The sequence below is a fragment of the Methanosarcina sp. UBA5 genome (genome assembly GCF_002505485.1).
GTDB lineage: Archaea > Halobacteriota > Methanosarcinia > Methanosarcinales > Methanosarcinaceae > Methanosarcina.
The window spans coordinates 1-20,387 of record NZ_DAVG01000042.1; the positions used below are offsets into that span (position 1 = coordinate 1).

18 protein-coding genes are annotated in these 20,387 nt (G+C 40.9%); 7 read left to right on the forward strand and 11 right to left on the reverse strand.

Annotated features, from left to right (window positions below; all coding sequences use genetic code 11):
- Positions 1 to 326: 326 nt before the first annotated feature.
- From BP621_RS04050 to BP621_RS04080, 7 genes are all read right to left on the reverse strand, one after another.
- Positions 327 to 2,348: a glycoside hydrolase family 15 protein gene (locus tag BP621_RS04050; RefSeq protein WP_292388093.1), complete on the reverse strand. Its 2,022-nt coding sequence runs from the start codon at positions 2,346 to 2,348 to the stop codon at positions 327 to 329.
- Positions 2,345 to 3,154: a V4R domain-containing protein gene (locus BP621_RS04055; protein ID WP_292388094.1), complete on the reverse strand. Its 810-nt coding sequence runs from the start codon at positions 3,152 to 3,154 to the stop codon at positions 2,345 to 2,347. The genes BP621_RS04050 and BP621_RS04055 overlap by 4 nt, the downstream gene beginning before the upstream one ends.
- A gap of 38 nt (positions 3,155 to 3,192) precedes the next feature.
- The gene (locus BP621_RS04060) at positions 3,193 to 4,389 is read right to left on the reverse strand and encodes a glycoside hydrolase family 57 protein (protein WP_292388095.1); all 1,197 of its coding nucleotides are present in this window, start codon (positions 4,387 to 4,389) and stop codon (positions 3,193 to 3,195) included.
- Positions 4,386 to 5,522 carry a glycoside hydrolase family 57 protein gene (locus tag BP621_RS04065; protein ID WP_292388096.1) on the reverse strand — a complete coding sequence of 379 codons (1,137 nt, stop codon included), beginning with the start codon at positions 5,520 to 5,522 and terminating at the stop codon, positions 4,386 to 4,388. Before BP621_RS04065 ends, BP621_RS04060 begins: the two co-directional genes overlap by 4 nt.
- A 188-nt stretch (positions 5,523 to 5,710) precedes the next feature.
- The gene (locus BP621_RS04070) at positions 5,711 to 6,286 is read right to left on the reverse strand and encodes a hypothetical protein (protein WP_292388097.1); all 576 of its coding nucleotides are present in this window, start codon (positions 6,284 to 6,286) and stop codon (positions 5,711 to 5,713) included.
- Positions 6,287 to 6,650: 364 nt separating this feature from the next.
- A complete protein-coding gene (gene purL / locus BP621_RS04075) occupies positions 6,651 to 8,798 on the reverse strand; it encodes a phosphoribosylformylglycinamidine synthase subunit PurL (protein WP_292388098.1) in 2,148 nt (715 codons plus the stop codon).
- Positions 8,799 to 9,403: 605 nt separating this feature from the next.
- A complete protein-coding gene (locus BP621_RS04080) occupies positions 9,404 to 9,652 on the reverse strand; it encodes a winged helix-turn-helix domain-containing protein (protein WP_292388099.1) in 249 nt (82 codons plus the stop codon).
- 568 nt (positions 9,653 to 10,220) lie between these two features.
- Here BP621_RS04080 and yciH point away from each other — a divergent pair.
- The 3 genes from yciH (at position 10,221) to BP621_RS04095 (ending at position 12,355) form a co-directional block, all read left to right on the forward strand.
- Positions 10,221 to 10,529, forward strand: a complete 309-nt coding sequence (gene yciH, locus BP621_RS04085) for a stress response translation initiation inhibitor YciH (protein WP_011032808.1) — start codon at positions 10,221 to 10,223, stop codon at positions 10,527 to 10,529.
- Positions 10,530 to 10,766: 237 nt separating this feature from the next.
- The gene (locus BP621_RS04090) at positions 10,767 to 11,132 is read left to right on the forward strand and encodes a transcriptional regulator (RefSeq protein ID WP_292388100.1); all 366 of its coding nucleotides are present in this window, start codon (positions 10,767 to 10,769) and stop codon (positions 11,130 to 11,132) included.
- Complete coding sequence (locus BP621_RS04095; protein ID WP_292388101.1) at positions 11,129 to 12,355, forward strand: Nre family DNA repair protein; 1,227 nt, start codon at positions 11,129 to 11,131, stop codon at positions 12,353 to 12,355. Before BP621_RS04090 ends, BP621_RS04095 begins: the two co-directional genes overlap by 4 nt.
- Before the next feature lie 190 nt (positions 12,356 to 12,545).
- Here BP621_RS04095 and purC read toward each other — a convergent pair whose 3' ends face one another.
- On the reverse strand, positions 12,546 to 13,259 hold the full coding sequence (purC, locus tag BP621_RS04100; protein WP_292388103.1) for a phosphoribosylaminoimidazolesuccinocarboxamide synthase: 714 nt from the start codon (positions 13,257 to 13,259) through the stop codon (positions 12,546 to 12,548).
- Between the two features lie 479 nt (positions 13,260 to 13,738).
- On the opposite strand from purC, the gene BP621_RS04105 reads away from it, so the two are divergent.
- The 3 genes from BP621_RS04105 (at position 13,739) to BP621_RS04115 (ending at position 16,857) form a co-directional block, all read left to right on the forward strand.
- Complete coding sequence (locus BP621_RS04105) at positions 13,739 to 15,019, forward strand: ATP-binding protein (protein ID WP_292388104.1); 1,281 nt, start codon at positions 13,739 to 13,741, stop codon at positions 15,017 to 15,019.
- Between the two features lies 1 nt (position 15,020).
- On the forward strand, positions 15,021 to 15,761 hold the full coding sequence (locus tag BP621_RS04110) for an MBL fold metallo-hydrolase (protein WP_292388105.1): 741 nt from the start codon (positions 15,021 to 15,023) through the stop codon (positions 15,759 to 15,761).
- 862 nt (positions 15,762 to 16,623) lie between these two features.
- Entirely contained in the window at positions 16,624 to 16,857 is a 234-nt protein-coding gene (locus BP621_RS04115) for a DUF378 domain-containing protein (protein ID WP_292388106.1), read from the forward strand.
- A 453-nt stretch (positions 16,858 to 17,310) separates the two neighbouring features.
- On the opposite strand, the gene BP621_RS04120 is transcribed toward BP621_RS04115, so the two are convergent.
- The gene (locus BP621_RS04120; protein WP_292388107.1) at positions 17,311 to 17,616 is read right to left on the reverse strand and encodes a peroxiredoxin; all 306 of its coding nucleotides are present in this window, start codon (positions 17,614 to 17,616) and stop codon (positions 17,311 to 17,313) included.
- The gene (locus tag BP621_RS04125; protein ID WP_292388108.1) at positions 17,613 to 18,698 is read right to left on the reverse strand and encodes a hypothetical protein; all 1,086 of its coding nucleotides are present in this window, start codon (positions 18,696 to 18,698) and stop codon (positions 17,613 to 17,615) included. Before BP621_RS04125 ends, BP621_RS04120 begins: the two co-directional genes overlap by 4 nt.
- 133 nt (positions 18,699 to 18,831) lie before the next feature.
- On the opposite strand from BP621_RS04125, the gene BP621_RS04130 reads away from it, so the two are divergent.
- A complete protein-coding gene (locus BP621_RS04130) occupies positions 18,832 to 19,161 on the forward strand; it encodes a pyrimidine dimer DNA glycosylase/endonuclease V (protein WP_292388109.1) in 330 nt (109 codons plus the stop codon).
- A 375-nt stretch (positions 19,162 to 19,536) separates the two neighbouring features.
- Here BP621_RS04130 and BP621_RS04135 read toward each other — a convergent pair whose 3' ends face one another.
- Positions 19,537 to 20,064, reverse strand: a complete 528-nt coding sequence (locus BP621_RS04135; RefSeq protein WP_292388110.1) for a GNAT family N-acetyltransferase — start codon at positions 20,062 to 20,064, stop codon at positions 19,537 to 19,539.
- Positions 20,065 to 20,387 lie beyond the last annotated feature (323 nt).

Sequence of the window (20,387 nt, forward strand, 5' to 3'; positions counted from 1 at the left end):
CACTTTTCGGATAGGCTCTAAACCCTTAAATTGAAAAAAAAAGGTAAGGGCTGAAGAAGAGTGGGGGAGTTTTTTATGAAGTTTTCCTGATTAACCAGTTTTGGATATTGACGAGTTTCATAACTGAACGAAAGCCGGTTAGAATAGGTCTGCATGGTAAGACCAGTGTTAAAAAATAGTTAAGCTTTTTTACTACGTTCGTTTCAGAAACCCCTAGTACTCCCACTAACGTGTCAGGTTTTTCAACAGTCTCCTATGCTCCTGCTCTTTTTATACCTTTCAATCTTTCTCTTCTGCTTATCAGATTCTCTACCTCTAGGAATCCCTTAACTTTCTTTTGTATTTCCGGCTTTTCTCCTGCAGATTTTGTCCAGAAGCAGAATGTTATTAAGTATCAGAGATCCGCTCCATCCGAGGGGGATTGCCCATGCAGGGCTGCCTGTAGACTTATCCACCTGCTCCGGGAGAAGTCCTGTACTGGTTGCTCCTGCAAGAGCCCACTTGAGGCATTTAATTCCTTCAATGGTCAGGCTTTTCACGTTTTCATCAAAGTTTTCTTCTTTCCCAGGGGGAGTCTCGGGCGTGGAGGCAAATACTGTTTTTTCATCGGGGAGTTCAAGGGCAAGGGTAAACATTGCTTCCGAAAGCCAGAGAGTGGTTACTACCCACGGGTTTCCGTTAATGTAACTGTCGTTTTCATACCTTTTGATGCCGTAACCGAGATTTATGGGTACTGAGAGCTTTTTCTGAATATTCTCTATCATGAAGTGGATCATATCTCTCTCGATTGGGTCTTTTGGAGAGAGCATTCCAAAAGGAACATAGGTGCCGAGAATACTTGCGTCAATGGTTTTGTCCAGCTTCTCGTTAATTACTCCTTTTGCAAAGTAACCTTCCTGAAGCCAGAAACGGTCAATCGTAGCCTGTTTGACGAACTCCGCCCTCTTTTTCCAGCGCCTTGCCATGCCAGCTTCCCCATTTTCTTCAGCCAGGTGGGAAGCACCCATGAGTCCGGCATAGATTGAAGCATTTGTATATGTGAAAATTCCGTAGTAAGTCTCCCATAGATCCATACAGCTTTCGTGAATTCCTGACTTGGTCCGTTTCATCAGGTATTCGGCAGCCCTGAGTATGGAGACCCAGACCTCTTCAAGAAATTCAGCTTTTTTCAGACCTTCGAGAATCCTATAATAAACATCCATAGCATAGAGCGTGGATCCGGTTTCGTCGATCTGAGTCGAGTAGTCAAAGTTGCCCCACGAGGGAGCTATATCTCCATTTAGCCAGTAGCGTTGAAACCAGGAACCATCGGAAAGCTGAGTCTGGATGCACCATTTGAAAAAGATATCACAGTAGTCTGGATAGCCTGAGTGCTTTAATGCGAGCACAATTTCTGCAGCATCTCTATTCCAGCAGAATCCATATCCTCCGCATTTCTCAAAGTTTGAGTCAAACTCAGGAGCAGCTACAAAAGACCCATATTCGCGGTCATTAAGGAGGTAAAGCATGAGAAGAGCCCGGTTGTAAGCGTTGAACAATTCCTGCCGTAGGTTATTGTATTCTTCGAGCCCTGGGATTTTGATCACCTGCTTTCTGGAAAGCCACATAACCCAGTGTTCTCGCGTCTTCTCAAAAATATATTCTAAAGGCAGTTTTGAGAGCTCCTGCATTCTCTTATATAGGAGGCGTCGGGAAGAAGCAGCGCCTATAAGGATAACAAACTCGTTTGCTCCGTCAGCCTCAAGTTCGAGATCCCAGCCAGCCGCGTTATTAATATTTCCGATGTCTTCTTTGTTCCCCTGGAGTTTTCCATCTTCCATATCATATTTGGCATTCGTCCACCATATAGTATCCATCGCCTTTCCAATTTGCCACTCAGTAAACTCTGGCTGGGAGTATATCCCTATATGATAATTTTGCCAGTACTGTACGAGTAAATGAGTGTCGGTATCGCAAAACCCGGAGTTCTTCTTGGAGGTTTCCCCTACGTTAAAATTTGAGTAATAAAAAAATTTTCCTGAAAGCTTTTTCTGGGACTGGACTTTAAACCTGCGGATAAGGACAGGCACGTCAGGGTGCACAAGGTCAAGAATGGAAATCCGGATTCCCGAATCATGATAAAGTTTTGTTGACACGATATTTGTGTCCTCTATGTAGTTCTGGATGCCGTGCCACTCGTTATCATTGGTCCAGAGAAGCCTTTCTCCTGTATGGATACAGGCGACGGATTCCTCGACGTGCTGAGCATGGTCTCGCCGGGGATAAAAAAAACCTATGATTTCCCCCTTTTTTCCCATTGTTACAAGCAGCTCGTCATTTCCGAGAATAACATTGGGTTGTTTTATCACCGCGTCTCCCCTCTCAGCTGATATTCCTGGCTTGTACCGCCCGACGGCGCCGGCGAGATTATGTGTTCGCAGACCTGCTTTCCTGTAGCTTTACAGCTTACCTCCCTCACACTTATATTTTTCCCGAAATATTCGGTCAGGTAACCTGCAAAATAACCGCTCATAAAGGCACAAACTGGCTGGTCCGACCCTCCGTAGACGTCAGCTATAAATGAGTCTTTCACAGTGATTTTTCCTTCATAAGTTCTGGGATCACATTCTATTTCCAGAATTCCCCAACCCACACCTCTATAGAGTTCTGCAAGCACGCTTGCAAAATTACTGTCATTAAGGTCCAGAATACTCTTGAAATACTTTGCTGCGTGAGTCCCACCCTTAAGTCCTGAAAGAGTGAGAAGTCCTTCGGCATGGGGGGCACTCTGGTTAAGGGTTTTAATGATATCAACAATGGTAAGCGCCCTTGCCATGACTCCCCTGACTCCTATAACATTTAGAGGGAAGTCCACGGAATAAACCATCCCATACTCCGAAATCCCGTATTCTACCTCACTTACAACCTCAAGTTCCTTTATTTTTCGGGCGAAATTCTCTGGATCAACATCTTTGTTAAGCTCGGTAAATACTGAGTATTCTCCGGTTTTCTGTGTAATATTATCCAGATGACCAAACATAATGAACGCATTCTCTTTTTCGAGAAAGTCAGTTATTAAAGACAGAGATCCGGGTTCTTTCGAGTAGATTATCTTAAACCATACAATCTGCGAGCTTTCATTGAAGCCTGCAAACATGAATAAGTCTCTTACCATGTGACCTGACTCCCATGAGTTAGTATGTGTTCTTTAGTTTAAGCTATTGCGTTAAGTTTTCTGAATACCTGTGCTTTGAAATCCATAAGTACAGCCATGAAATTAACCGCTGCATCAAAAGGTGTAGAGTGAACGCTGAAGTATGAATGTACATCCCCATCTCCGAGCCATTTGGTACACATATAGTAGTAATGGTCCGAAGTCAGCAGATGCTTCCATATACGCAGGATTTCAGGGTCTCCTGTCTTCCTTACAAAGGGCTCAAGCAGTTTTATTTCTTCAAAGCAGCGCCTTTGCATATCGTTTCCAAGCCATGCACTTGTATCACGTTCCATATCCGCCCAGGAAATTGTGGAAAAGTCCCCAACATCGATCTCGGCTACAGATGAGTATTTTTCGACAAGCTCACTAGGGGTGCTGAAGTCCAGGTGAGTCTTGAGCACTTCCTCGGGAAGTTCTTTCAGGAAGGAAAATATCCCGGTTTCTTCCCACTGATGCTCTCCGAAGGTCTCATAGTCCATGAAAATATTAATACAATCTTCATTAATTCCTGAAGCCCATGAAGCCCACTTTTCTGCAGTCAGAGGGTACCCTTCCCACCACCTTGCTGAAAACCTGTATCCTATATCGTCACTTAATTTGTAATTTCTGAAGATTATGGGAAGCCCCGAACCTTTTGCCCTGTAAAGCACGTTGGGAGACCTTCCATCAAGCATATGATCCGCACCTTCGGTAAGGATCGCCCTGTACCCTAGATCCGAAACAAGCTTTGCTATCGTGTTATTATAAAGCAGTTCGGTATTCCTGAACACCTGAGGTTTAACTCCCAGAAGGTCAAACATAAGTTCTCTGTGTTCTTTTATTTCCTCAACAAATTCGGTTTTGTCTTCAAAAAGGCTTGAGAGGGAATGATAAAAGGTTTCGTCCAGAAATTCCACTGCTCCGGTTTTCGCCATCTGCCGGAAACCTTCGAGGACATCTTTTTCCCAGAGTTCGCATTGTTCGAGCAGGGTTCCGGTAATCGAAAGAGAAAATCTGAATTCTCCTTTATGTTCGTCAAGAGCGTCCAGGAGGAGCCTGTTTGTAGGAATATAACATTTCCGGGCTACTCTTTCAAAGATCTCCCTGTTGCTCCTCTCGTCAAAATAGCGGAAAAAGCCTGATCGGTCGTCAGGCCAGAACCTGCGCAATCTGAACGGTTGATGTGCCTGGAAATACATGCAAACCGAGGTCATGTTCCCTCCTCCAGCACAGCTCTCCTGAAATCGGACAGGATGGAAAAATAATTCACAGCTTTTTCATATCCTTCCCTGATATTCTCAGAGCTCATGGAAAAAAAGATTTCACTTTGTTGAAGATAACCGAATATCTGTTTTAATTCTCGATAATTTTTACTTTCTTTAAGCCCTGAGAGTTCCTCTCCAATTCTTACCAGTTCTCGCAGGTAAAGCTGCTGAGCATGGTTTCCTAATGCATTATGCATCCCGTAGCGGATTGTCTGCTCGGTTCCCAGGGTAGGAAGTTTTACAGGCTCAAATCTTTTCACAGCTTCAGACGGTGTGAGCATCTCAATGCCCCTGGCTTTTAGGACTTCTGGAAACTTCCGGATAAAATCGTCTATCATACTTTTATTTCTGTAGTGAAAGCAGAGGCTTGTGTAATTAAAATAAAGAGTCAGGATGTCACCTTCCATGCTGGCAATCCAGTCCGCGAACTTTTCTGGAATAAGAGGATATCCTTGCCATTCTTTTTCCGAAAAACGCAGTTCTAGATCTTCGCTCAGGTTTATGTGCCTCAACAAAGTCGGAAGATGGTTCTCAAAGACATGTACAGGGTCATATCCATTCATGAGATTCCTGGATCCTTCGGTTATAAGACAGTTAAAACCAAGATCAGTAAGAATCTTCTCTACTCTTTCAGTGTACAGAAGCTCTGTGTTCACGAAAGTTTCGGGGTTGGTATCCAGTAATTCCCGAAGCATTTCCCTGTACATTAGCACTTCTTCCTTAAACCAGGAAAGATCGGGATACAACGAACTCAGGGAGTAATAATTGCAGCTTCCTGTAAATTCCACGCTCCCATTTTCCCCAAGTTCGCGGAATGATTCGAGAAGTTCGGGGTCCCATCGACACTGTCCAAGGAACGGCCCGGATAGATCAAAGGAATATTTTCCTCCTCTTTCTATGGACTCCATAATCAGATCATTAAGGCGTAAAAACTGCCGGCTTGTTTTTAAAAATTTTGAAAAAATATTATTCCGGTCAAAATACCGGTCCATTTCAGGCACCCCGAAAAACCCTTCTACAGGCCAGTACCACTTGGGACTGTAAGGCAGATGCACTCCCATACAGATGCATACAGCTTTCATAACACAATAATCTAGTGCGGAAACCTACTAAAAACTATTGTTTTGGTTAACTACGGGGTCCATCCCAAAATAATTTTAGCCTCAAATTGAGAAGAGTTTCAGAAATATTTCCCGTGATTGGAAATGCTATGATTATTATTAATTCGACATTCTAAGTAGCGATTTTGAGTATAGAGATAGTTTTATCGTTAGTTTAGGATTTGAGTATCAATAATATTTTTCATCAATATAAAAGAGAATTTAACGCCTTCTTTTTCCGACAGAATATTTTTGAGATATATCTTTGACTCGTCTTCATACTTTTGAGGAAAATTAACGCTTAAATAAGTCATTTTTTTCTTTTGTTCTTCCCATATTCGGTACTTTACAGTTTCTTTTCCTCGACATTTCTTGAGAAATCTATCAATTGACTTACCTTCTTTATTCCAATTAATTATTCTCTTACTAAACCAAACTTCATCCCAGCTTTCAAAAAAAGGAAAATGAATAATTATATTTCTAATAGTTTTGAATAGATCACTTCCAATTTCTGCTTCATTAGGAGGTCTTGTTTTTCTCATTTGTTCTATAGCCCAACCAATTGGTTCATAGTTAAGTAACTCCGAATAAATTGCAAATCCTTCTTTAATCTTAGAAAACCTATTCCACTCATCTTTTTCGAAAAAAGAATCGTCCATTACCTCTTCAAAAATATTATAAAAACGATTATAAGCTAAAGTCAAAAATTCTATCTCTGCTGGATTCGGTCTTAGATCTTCAATCATGTTATTCAAATAAATTCGACTTGATTAAACATTTTTTTATTTTTTGTTATACCCTTAGAAAGTTTGTAGTTTTCAATCCCTATATGAAGAAACTTAAAACCTCTGATCTACCCTGGATTAGAAAATATGTAAAATTTATAGAGGTCGGGGACGAATTCAAGGATTAACAAGTAGCTTAGATTAAAAAATCAACTTAAAAGATATAAGGGAAGCAGAAATCTCGTGCTTCCAAAAACAAGGCATGGGAGGAAAAACCGTAGCCTTGTAAGTTATCCCACTTGAGTAAAACTTATTTACAATATTTCTCAGCCCTCTTGAGCGAAGCGAAAAGGGCACCGTCCTCCCGAGACGGGACTCGGGGATCTTATCTCATCATAAATCTTGTAAGGCTGCTGTATGCATTGGAGATTTCTTTTAAAGAGAGTGAAATCTCGAAATCTTTTCCTTTAACCTCAAGGGAATTGCCTTCGACCTTGCCGATTATCTTATGAGGCACATTTTTGAGGATTTCGAGTACAGCCTCGGGTTCGTCTGTAGCAAGTAGAGCTCTTGCTGAAGCTTCTGAAAATAACAACTCTTCGGCTTTTAATTCTGAAACTTCACTCAGGTCTATCTTTGCGCCGGAATTCCTGCACATTCTTGCAAGCCCTGCAGCAATTCCTCCAAGGGAAAGGTCATGTGCAGAATGGAGTTTTCCACTCCTTGCAGCTTCAGTTACAGCTTTTATTATCTCTGGAGCATTTTTCGGGACAGGAGGAACTTTTCCGGCATTCTGGGCCTCGAAACAGGCATAGTATTCGGAAGCTCCCATGTCCGCAGTTGTTTCTCCTACCAGGATAACGGTGTCTCCGGATTTTGCAAAGAAGCTTGAAGGTAGAGGAGTCTCAAGGTTGACTTTCCCTATTATTCCAATCGAAGGGGTTGGGGGAATTGCAGTCCTGAATTCATCACTTTCGTTATACAGGGATACATTTCCTCCCACGACCGGAATTGAAAGTTCTCTTGCTTCATCTCCAAGCCCAAGTACGGAGTTTTTGAATTGCCAGTAAATTTCCGGGCGATCTGGGTTTCCAAAGTTCAGGCAGTTTACAATGGCGAGCCCATCGGCCCCTTTTACTGCAAGGTTCATAACGTTTTCAATTACTGCGGTCTTTCCTCCGTTGTAGGGGTCAAGAAGGGTAGCTCTTGGCTGGCAGCCACAGGAAAGTACCACTCCATTTTTATCGGTAATCTTGAGCACACCTGCGTCTTCTCCGGGTTTGATAATTGTTCTCAACTGGACTTCATGATCGTATTGCCTGTAGATCCATTCTTTTGAGGCGATATTGTAGGAAGAGAGGACTTTCACGAAGGCTGCCTTCAGGTCTTCCGGAGTTTCGGGAGCTTTACCTTCTTCAACCTGGGGAATCGGAGCTACTGAGGATTTCTCGCAGGTCGGAGCTCCACCTGTCAGGAAATCTATTGGAATATCCACAACGATCTCCCCTTTGAATTCAACCGTATAATTTTTCTTTTCTGTTAAGTACCCCACTACAGCTCCATTAAGGTCGTATTTTGCTACCAGAGCAAGTACGGCATCAACGTCTTCAGGAGCGACTTCAAAGACCATACGTTCCTGAGATTCTGCAAGCAGGATTTCATAGGCATTCATATTGGGTTCACGCTGGGTTACTGCATCTGCAATAATATGGGCTCCAAGTCCTCCTTTTGCAGCCAGTTCCGAGCTTGCTCCTCCAAGCCCCGCGGCTCCAAGGTCTTTGCAGGATTTTATATAACCCTTCTCCATGGCTTCCAGCGTCATTTCAATTACAAGCTTTTCAGTATATGGGTCTCCCACCTGGACGCTTGGGCGGTCTTCGGCTTCGGCTGATTCGGAAAGATCCCTGGAGGCAAAGGAAGCCCCTCCAAGTCCATCTCTTCCTGTGCTGGAGCCTGCGAGCACAAGCTTATTCCCGGCTTTCTGGGAACGGGCAGTTATAATATCTTCTTCCCGGCAGAGCCCTACTGCAACCACATTTACAAGAGGATTCCCGCTGTACTTTTTGTCAAAGAAAGTCTCACCATTGACCACAGGCACTCCTATGCAGTTTCCATACCCTGCGATTCCCTTAATTATTTGCTCAAAGAGGAACATGTTTTTTGGAGTGTCCAGAGGCCCAAAATAGAGTGGGTCCATAAGGGCTATCGGACGGGCTCCCATGGAGATTATATCCCTAACGATGCCTCCTATTCCGGTAGCAGCTCCGTTGTAGGGGTCGACATATGAAGGGTGATTATGGCTTTCCATACCTATGGCAAGTACATAGCCATCTTCGAATTTTATAATCGCAGCATCGTCTCCGGGGCCGATAATTACGTTTTCCCCAGTGCTGGTAAAAGTTTTCAGGAGAGGAGCGCTTGAGCGGTAGGAACAGTGTTCGCTCCATAAGTTTAAAAAGCAGCCCTGTTCTACCAGGGTGGGCTCTCGCCCGAGTTCTTTTTTAATGATCTTAAGGTCTTCTTCAGGTAACATTGCCTTGCCTCTGATGCTTAGTCCTTTTTTGGATACCGAAGCTTTGTTTTTTCTTAATAGATTATTGATTATTCCCTTAAATTCAAGATTTTCAGTATTAGCGTTAACAGTTTATGCCGACATAAAGGGATAAGGATTAAATAAATATTTCTAACCCAAGCCTTTTTAAATAAGGCTTGAGCGCAAACCTTTTGGAAAAAGGTTTGATCGAAAACGATCTGGTCGGCGTGATCAACCGGCGCAACGGTTGCAGGTCAACTACAATGACAATACTGAGCTGAGCCAAGAAGGATGAGTTATCGAATAGAATTTTTTTGGTCTTTCTGGACTTCCGTGATTATTAAGTCTATAGTAAGCTTTCTATTCTCGCGTTTTTCGCAAAATATCAAACTGGATGAAAAGAAGGTAAGGAGCATTGATACTAAGGAGCATTGATACCGGATTTAAGATTACTTTTTTAAGTTGCGTATTATGAGCAGTCAATCGAGTTTTCTTTCTGAAAAATAGTCTTGGAATTTACACTGATTGAGAATAACATCAGTTCTGGAAAGAGCTATGGATAAAAAGGGATTTAAAATAAAATGAATAAAGAAGTATGTTTGAGGTTATATTTGCTGGATCATTTTTTCCACTTTTACTCCAGATTCGGTAAGGGAGTACATCTCTTCCTTTTTTGTAATTAATTCCTTCTGTTCAAGTTCTTCGAGAGTTTTTTCGATGGTAGGGTGTGCAACTCTCAGGGTTTTTGACACCCTTTTCCCTTCCATTTCTCCTTTTGAGGAAAGTAAGGAGAGCACTTTTTGCCTTATATTGTTTCCGTTTACAAAACCTATTAAGTCGTTCAATTCGTTCATCAGGTGCCCCCGATTTATTAGTGTATATTAGTGTACCTAATAATTTTATACTACTATATTTATATAATAGATGTACATATATATGTGATAGCTAGTTATAAAAAGAGATGGAATTCAAGATATATCTAACTTGTTGCTGGGTAAGAGAAGCTCTTTCCGGCAAAATCAGGGATTTTAAGCTTTTTTAGCTTTCTCGGTTTTTCAGCTTTTCGGCTTAGATCCTTTTCCAAAGTGTCAATATCTTAAATCTCTTTAGATATCCAGCTTTTTTGCTTGCAGTCTGGTACCAATCTGTATTATTTACCAGCAATCATATTATCAAATTTACTTTACCAACAAACATTATAAATCAACATATTAATATATAAAAAATTGAAAAATAATAGAGCTCTGGCTGGCTTTTTATATTGTTGAAAATTTCGGTTCTTAACTGAAATTCAATATAAAGTGCCTGAAAAATACCATTAGGCTTTAATACCTTCATTGATAAGTACTTTATATCTATTTAGTTATTTTTAGATGTAAATTACATATACAATGATTACAAATTCGGAGGATATACCAACAAATGAGCAGCGGAATGTGCCCAGTATGTGGGCTTCCAAAAGAACTTTGCATTTGCGAAGAAGTTGCAAAAGAGCAACAGAGAATTACTGTAAAAGTTAACCGAAGAAGATACGGCAAAGAAGTTACCGTTGTAGAAGGTTTCGACGCAAGTGAAATAGATCTTCACGAACTGTCCACTTATCTTAAATCAAAGTTTGCATGCGGCGGTACGGTAAAAGGAAATACTGTGGAACTTCAGGGTAATCACCTGACCCGCATGAAAGAAGTCCTCATGGAAAAGGGTTTCTCTGCTGAACAGATTAAAAATTAAACCCTGAAGAGCCTCAGGGATAAACCGGGTCTGAAAAGTAGCAATAACATTTTCAGGTCTGGAATTACTATATTTTTGTCGGCATTTCAATAGCATGCATTTTAGGTAAATTGAGGGATATATTCTCTACTCAAAAAACAAAAGTATACGAAATATACTAACTGTTAAGGTAGATGGATATAAATTGTTAAGAAAATCTCTCGTAAATTTACCTGATTTATGCGGTGTTGGTCTCCCATGAAAACAACATGTGAAATTATGGTACAGAAAGTCTTGCCTGCAATTCGGGCAGAACTTTCCAGAACAATGATTTTTGAGCATGGGTGCACGCAGCAGGATGTAGCGGACATTCTGGAGCTTTCAAGGGCTGCGGTATCCCAGTATGTAAGTGAAAAACGCGGGGCTGAAGTTGGTTTTTCCGAGGAGACTCAGAATGAAATTCGAAAGTTTGCATCAGTGCTTTTAAATCAAGGTTTATCCTCTCAGGAAAAGGCAAAAGGTATGTGTGGCATTTGCAGTTTTGTTCAAAAATCCGGCTGGCTATACAGGAATGCTCCTGAAGCTAAAGCCTGTATCATCTGCGAGGATACGGATTTAAAGTGAGTGGAACGCTGTGTATTAAATGTAAAGGAAAAGGACTTTGTGGGCGTCCTCGTTGCCCAATCCTTGAAAAATTTAAGTCTTTACAGTCGATTGCTCCTGTAATCTCGGGAGACTCGGTTTTTGGAGCATCTCCTCCTGCGATTTTTGTTGGAAGTTATGGTTACCCCAGGGTTTCGGCAGGCCCGCTCATCCCCCCTCTGGCAAAAGAGAGCGAAGCCTCGCTTTTTGAAGATCCCTCATCCTGGGCAAGCATGCAGATTGAAGACATTATCTCCATGCGTTCCCGTATGGTCAGGGCAAACACAAACTTCCATGTAAAGGATGCCCGCAGCAAAGAAAACCCTCTCCTTATAAAGGCTCAGGAACTTGCCCTCTCCAGAAAGCCGGTGGATACTGAAGCCTGGTTTTTTAAAGCCCCAAAACAGGAACTTAAATTCGATGCTGTACTCACGCCTATGGGTCCTTCTGGTCTTGTGAAAAACTTTGAGCTTGCAGAAAATCCGAATGTTCCAAAAAAAGTCGATTACCTTGTCTACGACACTGACGCCCTGGCAAAAGATGCGGTGCTTGAACTCTATAAAGGGGATATTCCGGCTGAACATATTACTCGCCTGTTCTCAATTGGCCTGCTCGGAAAAGAACGAAAAATCGTGCCAACACGCTGGTCAATTACAGCCGTGGATGATATGGCAGGAAAGGAACTTGCAGACCGCATTAAGGATTTTCCCTGGGTCTCAGAGATCCAGCTTTTTAGCGGGACCCATTTCGGGAACCATTTTGAAGTCCTAATCCTTCCAAGGGCTTATGCCTTCGAACTTATAGAAATTTGGCTCCCAAAAGCAGTCTGGTCTGGAGAATCAAGCTGGATTGGGGAAGACAGTGAGAGCTATGATGGAAAAAAGAGTTATTCTCCCCTGGCCGGAGGTTATTATGCCGCACGGCTGCCTGTGCTTGAATATCTTACAGAAATCAAAAGGCAGGCCTCGGTCTTCGTACTCCGGGAAATAACTCCGGACTACTGGGCTCCCCTCGGAGTCTGGGTCGTCAGGGAGGGCATGAGGAAAGCTCTTCTGAACCCCCCGAAGAAATTCGATTCTCTCGAAACCGCAGTTTCAGATCTTGCAGGCAGGATAAGCACATCAAAATCCGAATGGATACAGCAGGCAAAGATGCTCTCAGACTTCCGTTTTCAAACTACTCTGGACTTCTTTTTTAAAAAATAATGATGTTAACATAGCCAGTGTAAAAGCATAGTCAGTGTTAAAACAGAAGTCGTGTAACAGCAGAAGTAGCATAATAAGGATAAACTGCTGACTAAAACATAAGCCAAAAATATAATACAAAAATAGGCAGGTAGGAAAACTTTAAAGCCCTTTGTCCGGCTTATTCAAGTTTCCTGACCTTTTTTCACATTTATTCAAATATTTCGGGCACTATACGCCGTGCAACTTCTTCGTAAGCCTCGGAAATGTCGCCTTTATCAAATCTGAAGACATCTTTATCCATGGATTGCCCGGTTTTCTTGTCCCAGAACCGACAGGTATCGCAGGAAATCTCGTCTGCAAGGAGGATCTCTCCGTCCTTCCTTCCGAATTCCAGCTTGAAGTCCGGAAGCATGATACCTTTTTTGTCCAGATAGGGCACAAGCAGTCCGTTGATTCTCAGAGCGAGTTCCCGGAGTATGGCAAGTTCTTCCTGTGTTGCTAGCCCAAGCGCAAGGGCAATATCGTCATTCAGCATTGGATCCCCGTACTCGTCATTCTTAAAGTCAAAAACAAGTACTGGGGACTTGAAAATCGTGCCTTCCTTAATGGGATATCTTTTTGTAATTGAGCCTGCGGCAATATTCCTAACAATGACTTCAATTTTTATAATATCGACTTTCTTCACAAGCATATCGGTATCAGAAAGCATTTCGAGAAAATGAGTCTTTATTCCCTCGGTTTCAAGCATCTCAAAAATTTTTTTTGAGATCTGGGCATTGTAATACCCTTTTTTTTCCATTTCCCCTTTCTTCTCTCCGTTAAATGCAGTTAGACTATTTCGGAATTCGGTAATAAGGGTGTCAGGATCATCAGTCTCATAGATAGTTTTTGCTTTCCCTGAATAGAGCTGTTTTCTTGTCATGCAATGGTCCTCTCTAGGGATAATTCTGGATTTCCTTAGATAGAGAGATCTTAGGAATGATAGTTTTAATATACTAGTTCTGATAATGCAGAAGTTTTGATAATTCCGTGACATTCCAGAAATAAGCTATATAAATGGAATCCTCTCGAAGACGCGAGTAAATCTCACGGAGACAATTCGTTATTTCCAGAATTCACAATTACTCTCTGAAAATGAAACATTTTTCGGAGGCTACAAAGGCTTTTCCGAAAATATGCTTAAATTCCCGAAAGAGATAGAGTAGATGATAACGTCTTCTGCTAGATAAAGTTATCATCTCCAGTCGGCTTTTCCTTTTACTGCCGGCTGCTTCGTAAATTTTATCATCAAAGAAAACCAATTAATAGGTTTAACAAATTAAAGAAGAATTTAAGAACTTACCGCATTTGAGTGCCCAACACTTGATAGTGGATTAGTCCAAGCACGCAACAGGTAAAAACATGTCAGGCACTATATTAGATATCGTAGAACTACTGCTAACTGCAGAGATCTATAACCGCTATCCAGAACTGGATGTAAATGATCTTCCAAAGAACATTAGGAAAAACTACTGGAGTAGCACAGAAAAAACAGTTCCCAAACCCATCACAGCCACTTTTATCAGAATTGAAAAACTGTACGGGCTTAAGGATATCGAAAAAATCGTAAGGAACGTCCCCTTCATAAATTCCGACAAGTCTCATTTTGAACTTCGTCTAAGCGCTTTCGAACTTGCTGCGGAATGGTTTGAAAAGCAGGAAGACTCCCAGGAACGGATTGAAAATAACCCTGTTCTGGCCTATTACTTTGGAGAAATAAGGAAGGATGAGGCTGCAAACTATGCACTTGCAAAGGCAAAAATAAGGCCCAAGGAAGTCGACAGGGAATGGATAGAGTCCCTGGTAGCAGAGATCCGGAAAGAGGACAAAGGCGAAGATATGCTGAAACTCGTGGTCATTATTGCCCCTGAGGATGTAAAGCAAAAAGTCAAAGACCTCGTGCTCACCGGGGAACAGAAGAACGAAGTTGAAAAGATCACGAAAGCCATCGAACACAGGGAATACCTGCGGGAGATCGGTCTGCATGATATCGGAAAACTCCTGTTTGTCGGCCCTCCCGGAACCGGGAAGACTTCAGTTGCCCGCGCACTTTCAGAACGGCTCTCAATCCCGTTTGTTGAGGTCAAACTCTCCATGATAACAGACCAGTATCTTGGTGAGACTGCAAAGAACATTGACAGAGTCTTTTTGCTTGCAAAAAAACTGAATCCCTGCATTCTTTTCATAGATGAGCTCGATTTCGTCGCAAAAGCAAGAACGTCTGATGAAAATGCTGCCATCAAGCGGGCAGTAAATACCCTCCTGAAGGCAATTGATGAAATCAGCCTTGTGGATCATGGAGTTCTTCTTATTGCCGCAACCAACCACCCACGTATGCTTGACAGCGCAGCCTGGAGGCGCTTTGACGAGATTGTCCATTTTCCTCTTCCTGATCTCGAGATGCGTAAAGATATTCTGGATATTGTAACCCGGCATATCGAAGGGAGTTATGACACAGGGAAAATTGCGGAATTGACAGAAGGCTATTCAGGCTCAGACCTGCGAGTGGTTATAAGGGAAGCTGTCTTGAGTGCTCTTCTCGAAGAACGTAAAATACTTAACCAGCAGGATCTGCTGGAAGCTGTAGACTCTTTTAATGAAAGGGCTGGCCTCAAATCCGAAGAATACGACAGGAAGAAGTAAAATGAGACTAACACTGCTGGGAACCGGCGATGCTGTCGGGACTCCTAAAATCGGATGTAACTGCCCTGCCTGCAAAGACGCCCGAAAAGGGGGAAAGAGCCAGCGTCTTCGTTTTTCTATCCTTGTAGAGTCTGAGAAAGGGAAAATTCTTATTGATACCAGCCCGGATCTCAGACAGCAATTTCTCAAGCAAAACCTGTCCTGTGTAGATGGAGTGATCTGGACGCATGGGCACTATGATCACTACTCCGGATTCGGAGAATTCTACAGGGTTCAAAACAAGGTTGACGTCTATGGAGTTCATGAAAACCTTGAATACATAGACCAGTATGTTTCCTTCCTTAAACCCAGGTATCATTATGTAAAGCTCTATGAGCCTTTCGAGCTAATCGGGTTGCAGTTTACACTTTTTAAGGTTAACCATCCTCCTGTAGAGGTTCCGACAGGGGTTATAATCCGTGAAGGCGAGAAAAAAGTAGTGGTAACAGGAGATACAAACTCTGAAATTCCCAAAGCCAGCCTGGAGCTTATGGAGAATCCGAACCTGCTTATTGCCGATGCTATAGTTCCGCCCCATATCCATCTCAAAAAACACATGAATTCAGAAGAGGCTATGGCACTTGCAGATCAGCTTAACGCAAAAGAAACAGTTTTTATCCATCTCAGTCATATGTTTCGTCCTCATGATATTGAAGCAATGTTTTTGCCACTTGGATACGACGGACAGGTTTTTGAGTTTTAAATATTTCTATATTTTTCTCAAGATTGGCAGGAAGGGAAACTTTTGGAAAAGCAGATGCATGAGTTACGGGGATATTTATCGATATGTAAGCTTATTTAAGCTTAAATTTGAGTTTTTTCCCAGATGCTTGAAGTGTTTCGCCTGTTCCCAGAAGCATAGTTTAAAAGGATCTGTTTCTTTAGATTGCCTGGCTTTCAAACCTGACAATCAGCAGGTGAGCATAATTCGCATTAAAGCATTAAATTAATATTTATCTTCATATTTTAATGCCACTGAAGGATTTTACACGGTGTACCATAATGAATCGAAATTACTTTTCTTTGGACAATTTTTACAAATATTTCATAGGTCTTGATGGCATTATACTTGCTTTCTTAATAATAAAGAGCTATCCTGCTGTTGTTAATTTAACGACGGAGTCTAGCTTTTTTATTATGTTAGTAGGGGCATTTTGTGTGTTAATTGATAACTGGAATCGAAAATCAATAGATTACAGATTATACGTTGAACTATATGAAAATGAATATCTAGCTAATTCTGACTATAAAGCTGGGAAAGTATTTATAAACTTAATTTTTTATGTGATCTCTATATATTTAATATGTGGTCTCTTTGGTGGGCTCTAAAACTCGCCAGTAGGTTTACATGAAGGGATCTTATTTAACATGAGTTCGAGGCATGGCTTTAGGACATGCCTTTGAATGAGATCGATTTATTCTTCTCTATCTTTTTTTCTCTAAAAATTTATAATTCTTATATTAGTCACATATAAATACAAGTACATCTAATTTTAATATTGTATTTTTATATTTTTTCTTGTTATGAAAATCAGGAAAAATAAAGCAAAGAGGGAGTGGTATCTATGGCAGTAAGAAATCCAGTAGACTTGATAGCACTTATACTTGTTATAGTAGGAGGATTAAACTGGGGGCTTGTAGGGCTCTTTGACTTTAACCTTGTAGATGCTATCTTCGGGGTAGGAAGTACACTTTCGAGAATTGTGTACATAATTGTCGGGCTTGCAGCGCTTTATACGATTTATTTCGCTACAAGAGCTGATACGTATCATGCTCGTGAGGCTCCGGTACATCACTAAGTAAAAAAGATTGAAATAGCTCTTTTCCGGTGTAATACTGTGAAAGACTGTGAAAGGACTTTAACCAGCTATAATTTTTTCAGAAAGCTGGATATAAAATTAAGATTGGCTATTTTTGTTTTTTTAAAAATTTTATTTTAAAAGTTTTATTTTTATTTCTTTTATCTTTACTTTTTAACCACTTTTTGATTATAGCAAATATCGGTGATCCATCAATAGTCAGTTGATATTTTCCAGAGCATTTCCATTCGTATTCTGCTCTCAGGCTCTGCTTATGTATACTAAATTTTCTGTAACAGGTAAGCTTAGAAAACAGATAAACTAAGCAAAAACATTCAAAGACAAAATATCAACCAGCTACTAATACACTACCCAAATATTAGGTTTATAAAAATTAACAGGTCTCTACATATATAATTTCAGGATATTTATTTTTTATAATGTATTCTTATTTCACTTCTCTTTCAGAGTCTTCAATTCAGAAAGCACTCTTTCAGCGTGTCCAGTGGATTTAACATTGTCCCATATCCTGGCTATTCCTCCTTCAGGATCTATGAGAAAGGTTGTCCTGACCGCGTTTATGAATTCTTTGCCTCTGAAGTGCTTTGGATGTAGGATGTCATATATTCTGTGAACATTTGCCTGCTCGTCTGAGAGTAGTTTTATTTTGAGTTCCTTTTTCTCGATAAATTGTTTGTGAAATTCTACACCATCCCTGCTAACCCCGATAACAACCGCATTTTCGGCTTTAAACTTCATCTTTTGCGCTTCCAGGACAACGCTGCAGCTTCAAACGCTAAAAGAGGCCCTATGAACCATCCTGCCCAGAATAGGAGTCCGGCTATACCCAGAACAGAGAAGTAAATCAGTTTCCTTGCGGATCCAGTGCTGTAACTTTCATCTTTGAGGCTTAAGGCTATTGCAACAACTCCAAGTCCTAAACTGGCAAAAATTAGAAAGAAAGTAATAAAAACTTCTGAGGAAAATGAACTTTTATTCAATGAGATCAGCATCTGGAATACATATGACATTCCTGTGCCAATAAAGAAAAGTCCTGCAAGTACTCCTGAGATGCACGCAAGACTGAACCCGGCGACAGCTTCTCTCTTTAAGAAAATTGCCAGAAGCCCGGCTGCAAGAGTTAGCGCAAGCGGAGTAAAGATTAAAAGCAATCCCTGCCCTTCCCAACGGTAAATCTTTATCTGGCTCAGGGGTATGGATATCCATTCTTTCAAGGTGAAAGTTTCTCTGTACCCAATAACTATTCCATAATTGCCTCTTCTAGGGATTTTTCTTTCCTGTAAATCTTTTCCCTGTATTGCATCTTCTCCTTCTCTCGAATCTGCTTCCTGTATTGCATCTACTACAGCGTAATATGTTCCACTTTCCGGAGCTTTGATATCTAGCTTAGCAAACGAATAAAAGGTGCTTGGGGTAAACCCTTCATATACAGGGCTCTCAGGCAGACTATAGAGAAGCACATTTGCCCCGTATCCATCGGGTACTTCCAATCTCTCGGGTACTTTTCCTTCATCCACAAGTTTCGGCCCGATAAGAATCAGGCTTGGGATAAAACCCTTCTTTCCATCTTCAACAGGAACAGTGAGCCCGAGTACAATTCTCTCCCCTTTCTCCATTTTAAAACTGTAATACATGAGGTCCCCTGAGGCAAGATGTCCGTAAAGTACCCTTGATTTCGAAGGGTCTTCAATCCATATTGCCGTTTCAGGACTTTTCCCCTCCCCTCCGAAGACTGGCACGTGGGCAAACGCAGGAGCGGATAAAAAGTATATAACAGCCAGTAAAAAAATTCCAGAAAACCAGAATGTTTCCTGTCTCATGAACTATGTTTTCTCAGGTAGTATGTAAATATGTATAAGAATAAAGAATCAGACACAGAATATGGGTCTTAACTTTTGCGTTAAGTAAGCTCTCTCCGAAAACCCTTTCTTAAATGCGTTCGGAATTCATCTTATGAGAATCTGGGACATACCTCCCGAGAAAATGTGCAGGCAGCATCTTCTAGGGGAACATCGTGAGTTACATGCTCTCTGGTCTATAATCACCAATAACAAGAAAGCCTATTCTCACCATCCAGAAACCATGCGCTGGAGGGGAAAGCTCAAAGCTCTTTACCTGAGGCATGAAACTCTTGTTCATGAAATGACAGAGCGAGGATATAAACATCATACTCCTCTTGATCCTACCCTTGCTACAGGAAAAGCTGTTCAGGACGAGTTTGTAGATTCTTGTGAAGAACAGGTTCGGCTCCTTAAAGAAAAAGGGTGCAGTTGCAGGGTCTGAGTGGGTTCTTTCAGGAAAATTAGGATTCAGCTTTCCTGCGAAGGAAAGTTTACAAAACCATTGTTTTGATAAGCCCTTTCATGGATTATTAAAACAAAATTTCATGAAAGAATCGGAGGGTGAAGTAATTTTTGTTTGAAGGATAGATAGGCTTTGTAGAAAACCTATCTATCAGCTTCAAGATGATGAAACAAACAAGCAAAATATATAAAGCTATTATTCTCAATAGTACCTACGCAGTTGAAGTACAAAATCAAGCACATTTGGCATTGTGACTTGTGTAGTGTATTAGACAGTTAGAGGTTTAATGCTATTGGTTTCTTATTTCATTCGCGTAAGTACTAATAAAAAGAAATAAATCTACAAGGAAATACTTCAAACAAGCTTCAGTTCCATCTCATAACATGTCTCTTTTCGACCACATATATTTTTTATCGACCTAGTTTCTTGAAAACCCATTTTTTCATATAATTGTATCGCAGGAAGGTTATTTATATTGACATATAGGAGAATGGACGATATTCCGTTTACCTTCATCTCTTCTATACTGCTCCTTAATAACCTCTCAGCAAACCCACGGCCTCTGAAATTTTTGTCAATTGCAACTGAACATATTACTGACTTTTTCTCAAAGCCTTTGAGAGAAATTACGGGTTTCAAGTAGTATATGCAGTAACCAACGATTTTATCTTTGCTTTTGATAACATAAAAAATATTTCTGAATCTCTTAACATACTTAACAAGTATTTCCGGTTTTCCATCTTTAAATGCTTCGGCCTGGATTGTGAGAATTTCAGGAAGCATGGAATCCTCTATAGAACCAATCTCTTCTTTCTTTATCGATCTCCATTTTTTTACTAATTGACTGCCAGCGGTATCTCGGATCAGCTTTTCAAGACTCATTAAATATCTAAACGGTAGAATGTGAAGTTTTGTAGTACCCATAAAAATCACTTAGGACTTATGTACTTGAGGTACAAAATCAAGTACAATATACAATGCAGTTATATGTTTTTTGATAGTTTAAGATTTAAAGCATATTGATTTTTCAGTTAAAACTGCTTAAGTCCTATTTAAGTTGTGGAGTTCGTTATTTCAGAGGAACTCTACACAACTGAAAGATACACTTTCCAGACCTTACTTCGGGCAAATTTCCTTGAGGCCAGCAGCTACATCAGCCAGAAGTTCGATTGGAATTCCCATAATCATTTCTTCATCTGCGATTT

Bases quoted from the DNA above. Each gene is read 5' to 3' on its own strand.
- BP621_RS04055 (WP_292388094.1), bottom strand. From the start codon at position 3,154: ATGGTAAGAGACTTATTCATGTTTGCAGGCTTCAATGAAAGCTCGCAG.
- BP621_RS04060 (WP_292388095.1), bottom strand. From the start codon at position 4,389: ATGACCTCGGTTTGCATGTATTTCCAGGCACATCAACCGTTCAGATTG.
- BP621_RS04065 (WP_292388096.1), bottom strand. From the start codon at position 5,522: ATGAAAGCTGTATGCATCTGTATGGGAGTGCATCTGCCTTACAGTCCC.
- BP621_RS04070 (WP_292388097.1), bottom strand. From the start codon at position 6,286: ATGATTGAAGATCTAAGACCGAATCCAGCAGAGATAGAATTTTTGACT.
- purL (WP_292388098.1), bottom strand. From the start codon at position 8,798: ATGTTACCTGAAGAAGACCTTAAGATCATTAAAAAAGAACTCGGGCGA.
- BP621_RS04080 (WP_292388099.1), bottom strand. From the start codon at position 9,652: ATGAACGAATTGAACGACTTAATAGGTTTTGTAAACGGAAACAATATA.
- yciH (WP_011032808.1), top strand. From the start codon at position 10,221: ATGAGCAGCGGAATGTGCCCAGTATGTGGGCTTCCAAAAGAACTTTGC.
- BP621_RS04090 (WP_292388100.1), top strand. From the start codon at position 10,767: ATGAAAACAACATGTGAAATTATGGTACAGAAAGTCTTGCCTGCAATT.
- purC (WP_292388103.1), bottom strand. From the start codon at position 13,259: ATGACAAGAAAACAGCTCTATTCAGGGAAAGCAAAAACTATCTATGAG.
- BP621_RS04105 (WP_292388104.1), top strand. From the start codon at position 13,739: ATGTCAGGCACTATATTAGATATCGTAGAACTACTGCTAACTGCAGAG.
- BP621_RS04110 (WP_292388105.1), top strand. From the start codon at position 15,021: ATGAGACTAACACTGCTGGGAACCGGCGATGCTGTCGGGACTCCTAAA.
- BP621_RS04115 (WP_292388106.1), top strand. From the start codon at position 16,624: ATGGCAGTAAGAAATCCAGTAGACTTGATAGCACTTATACTTGTTATA.
- BP621_RS04120 (WP_292388107.1), bottom strand. From the start codon at position 17,616: ATGAAGTTTAAAGCCGAAAATGCGGTTGTTATCGGGGTTAGCAGGGAT.
- BP621_RS04125 (WP_292388108.1), bottom strand. From the start codon at position 18,698: ATGAGACAGGAAACATTCTGGTTTTCTGGAATTTTTTTACTGGCTGTT.
- BP621_RS04130 (WP_292388109.1), top strand. From the start codon at position 18,832: ATGAGAATCTGGGACATACCTCCCGAGAAAATGTGCAGGCAGCATCTT.
- BP621_RS04135 (WP_292388110.1), bottom strand. From the start codon at position 20,064: ATGAGTCTTGAAAAGCTGATCCGAGATACCGCTGGCAGTCAATTAGTA.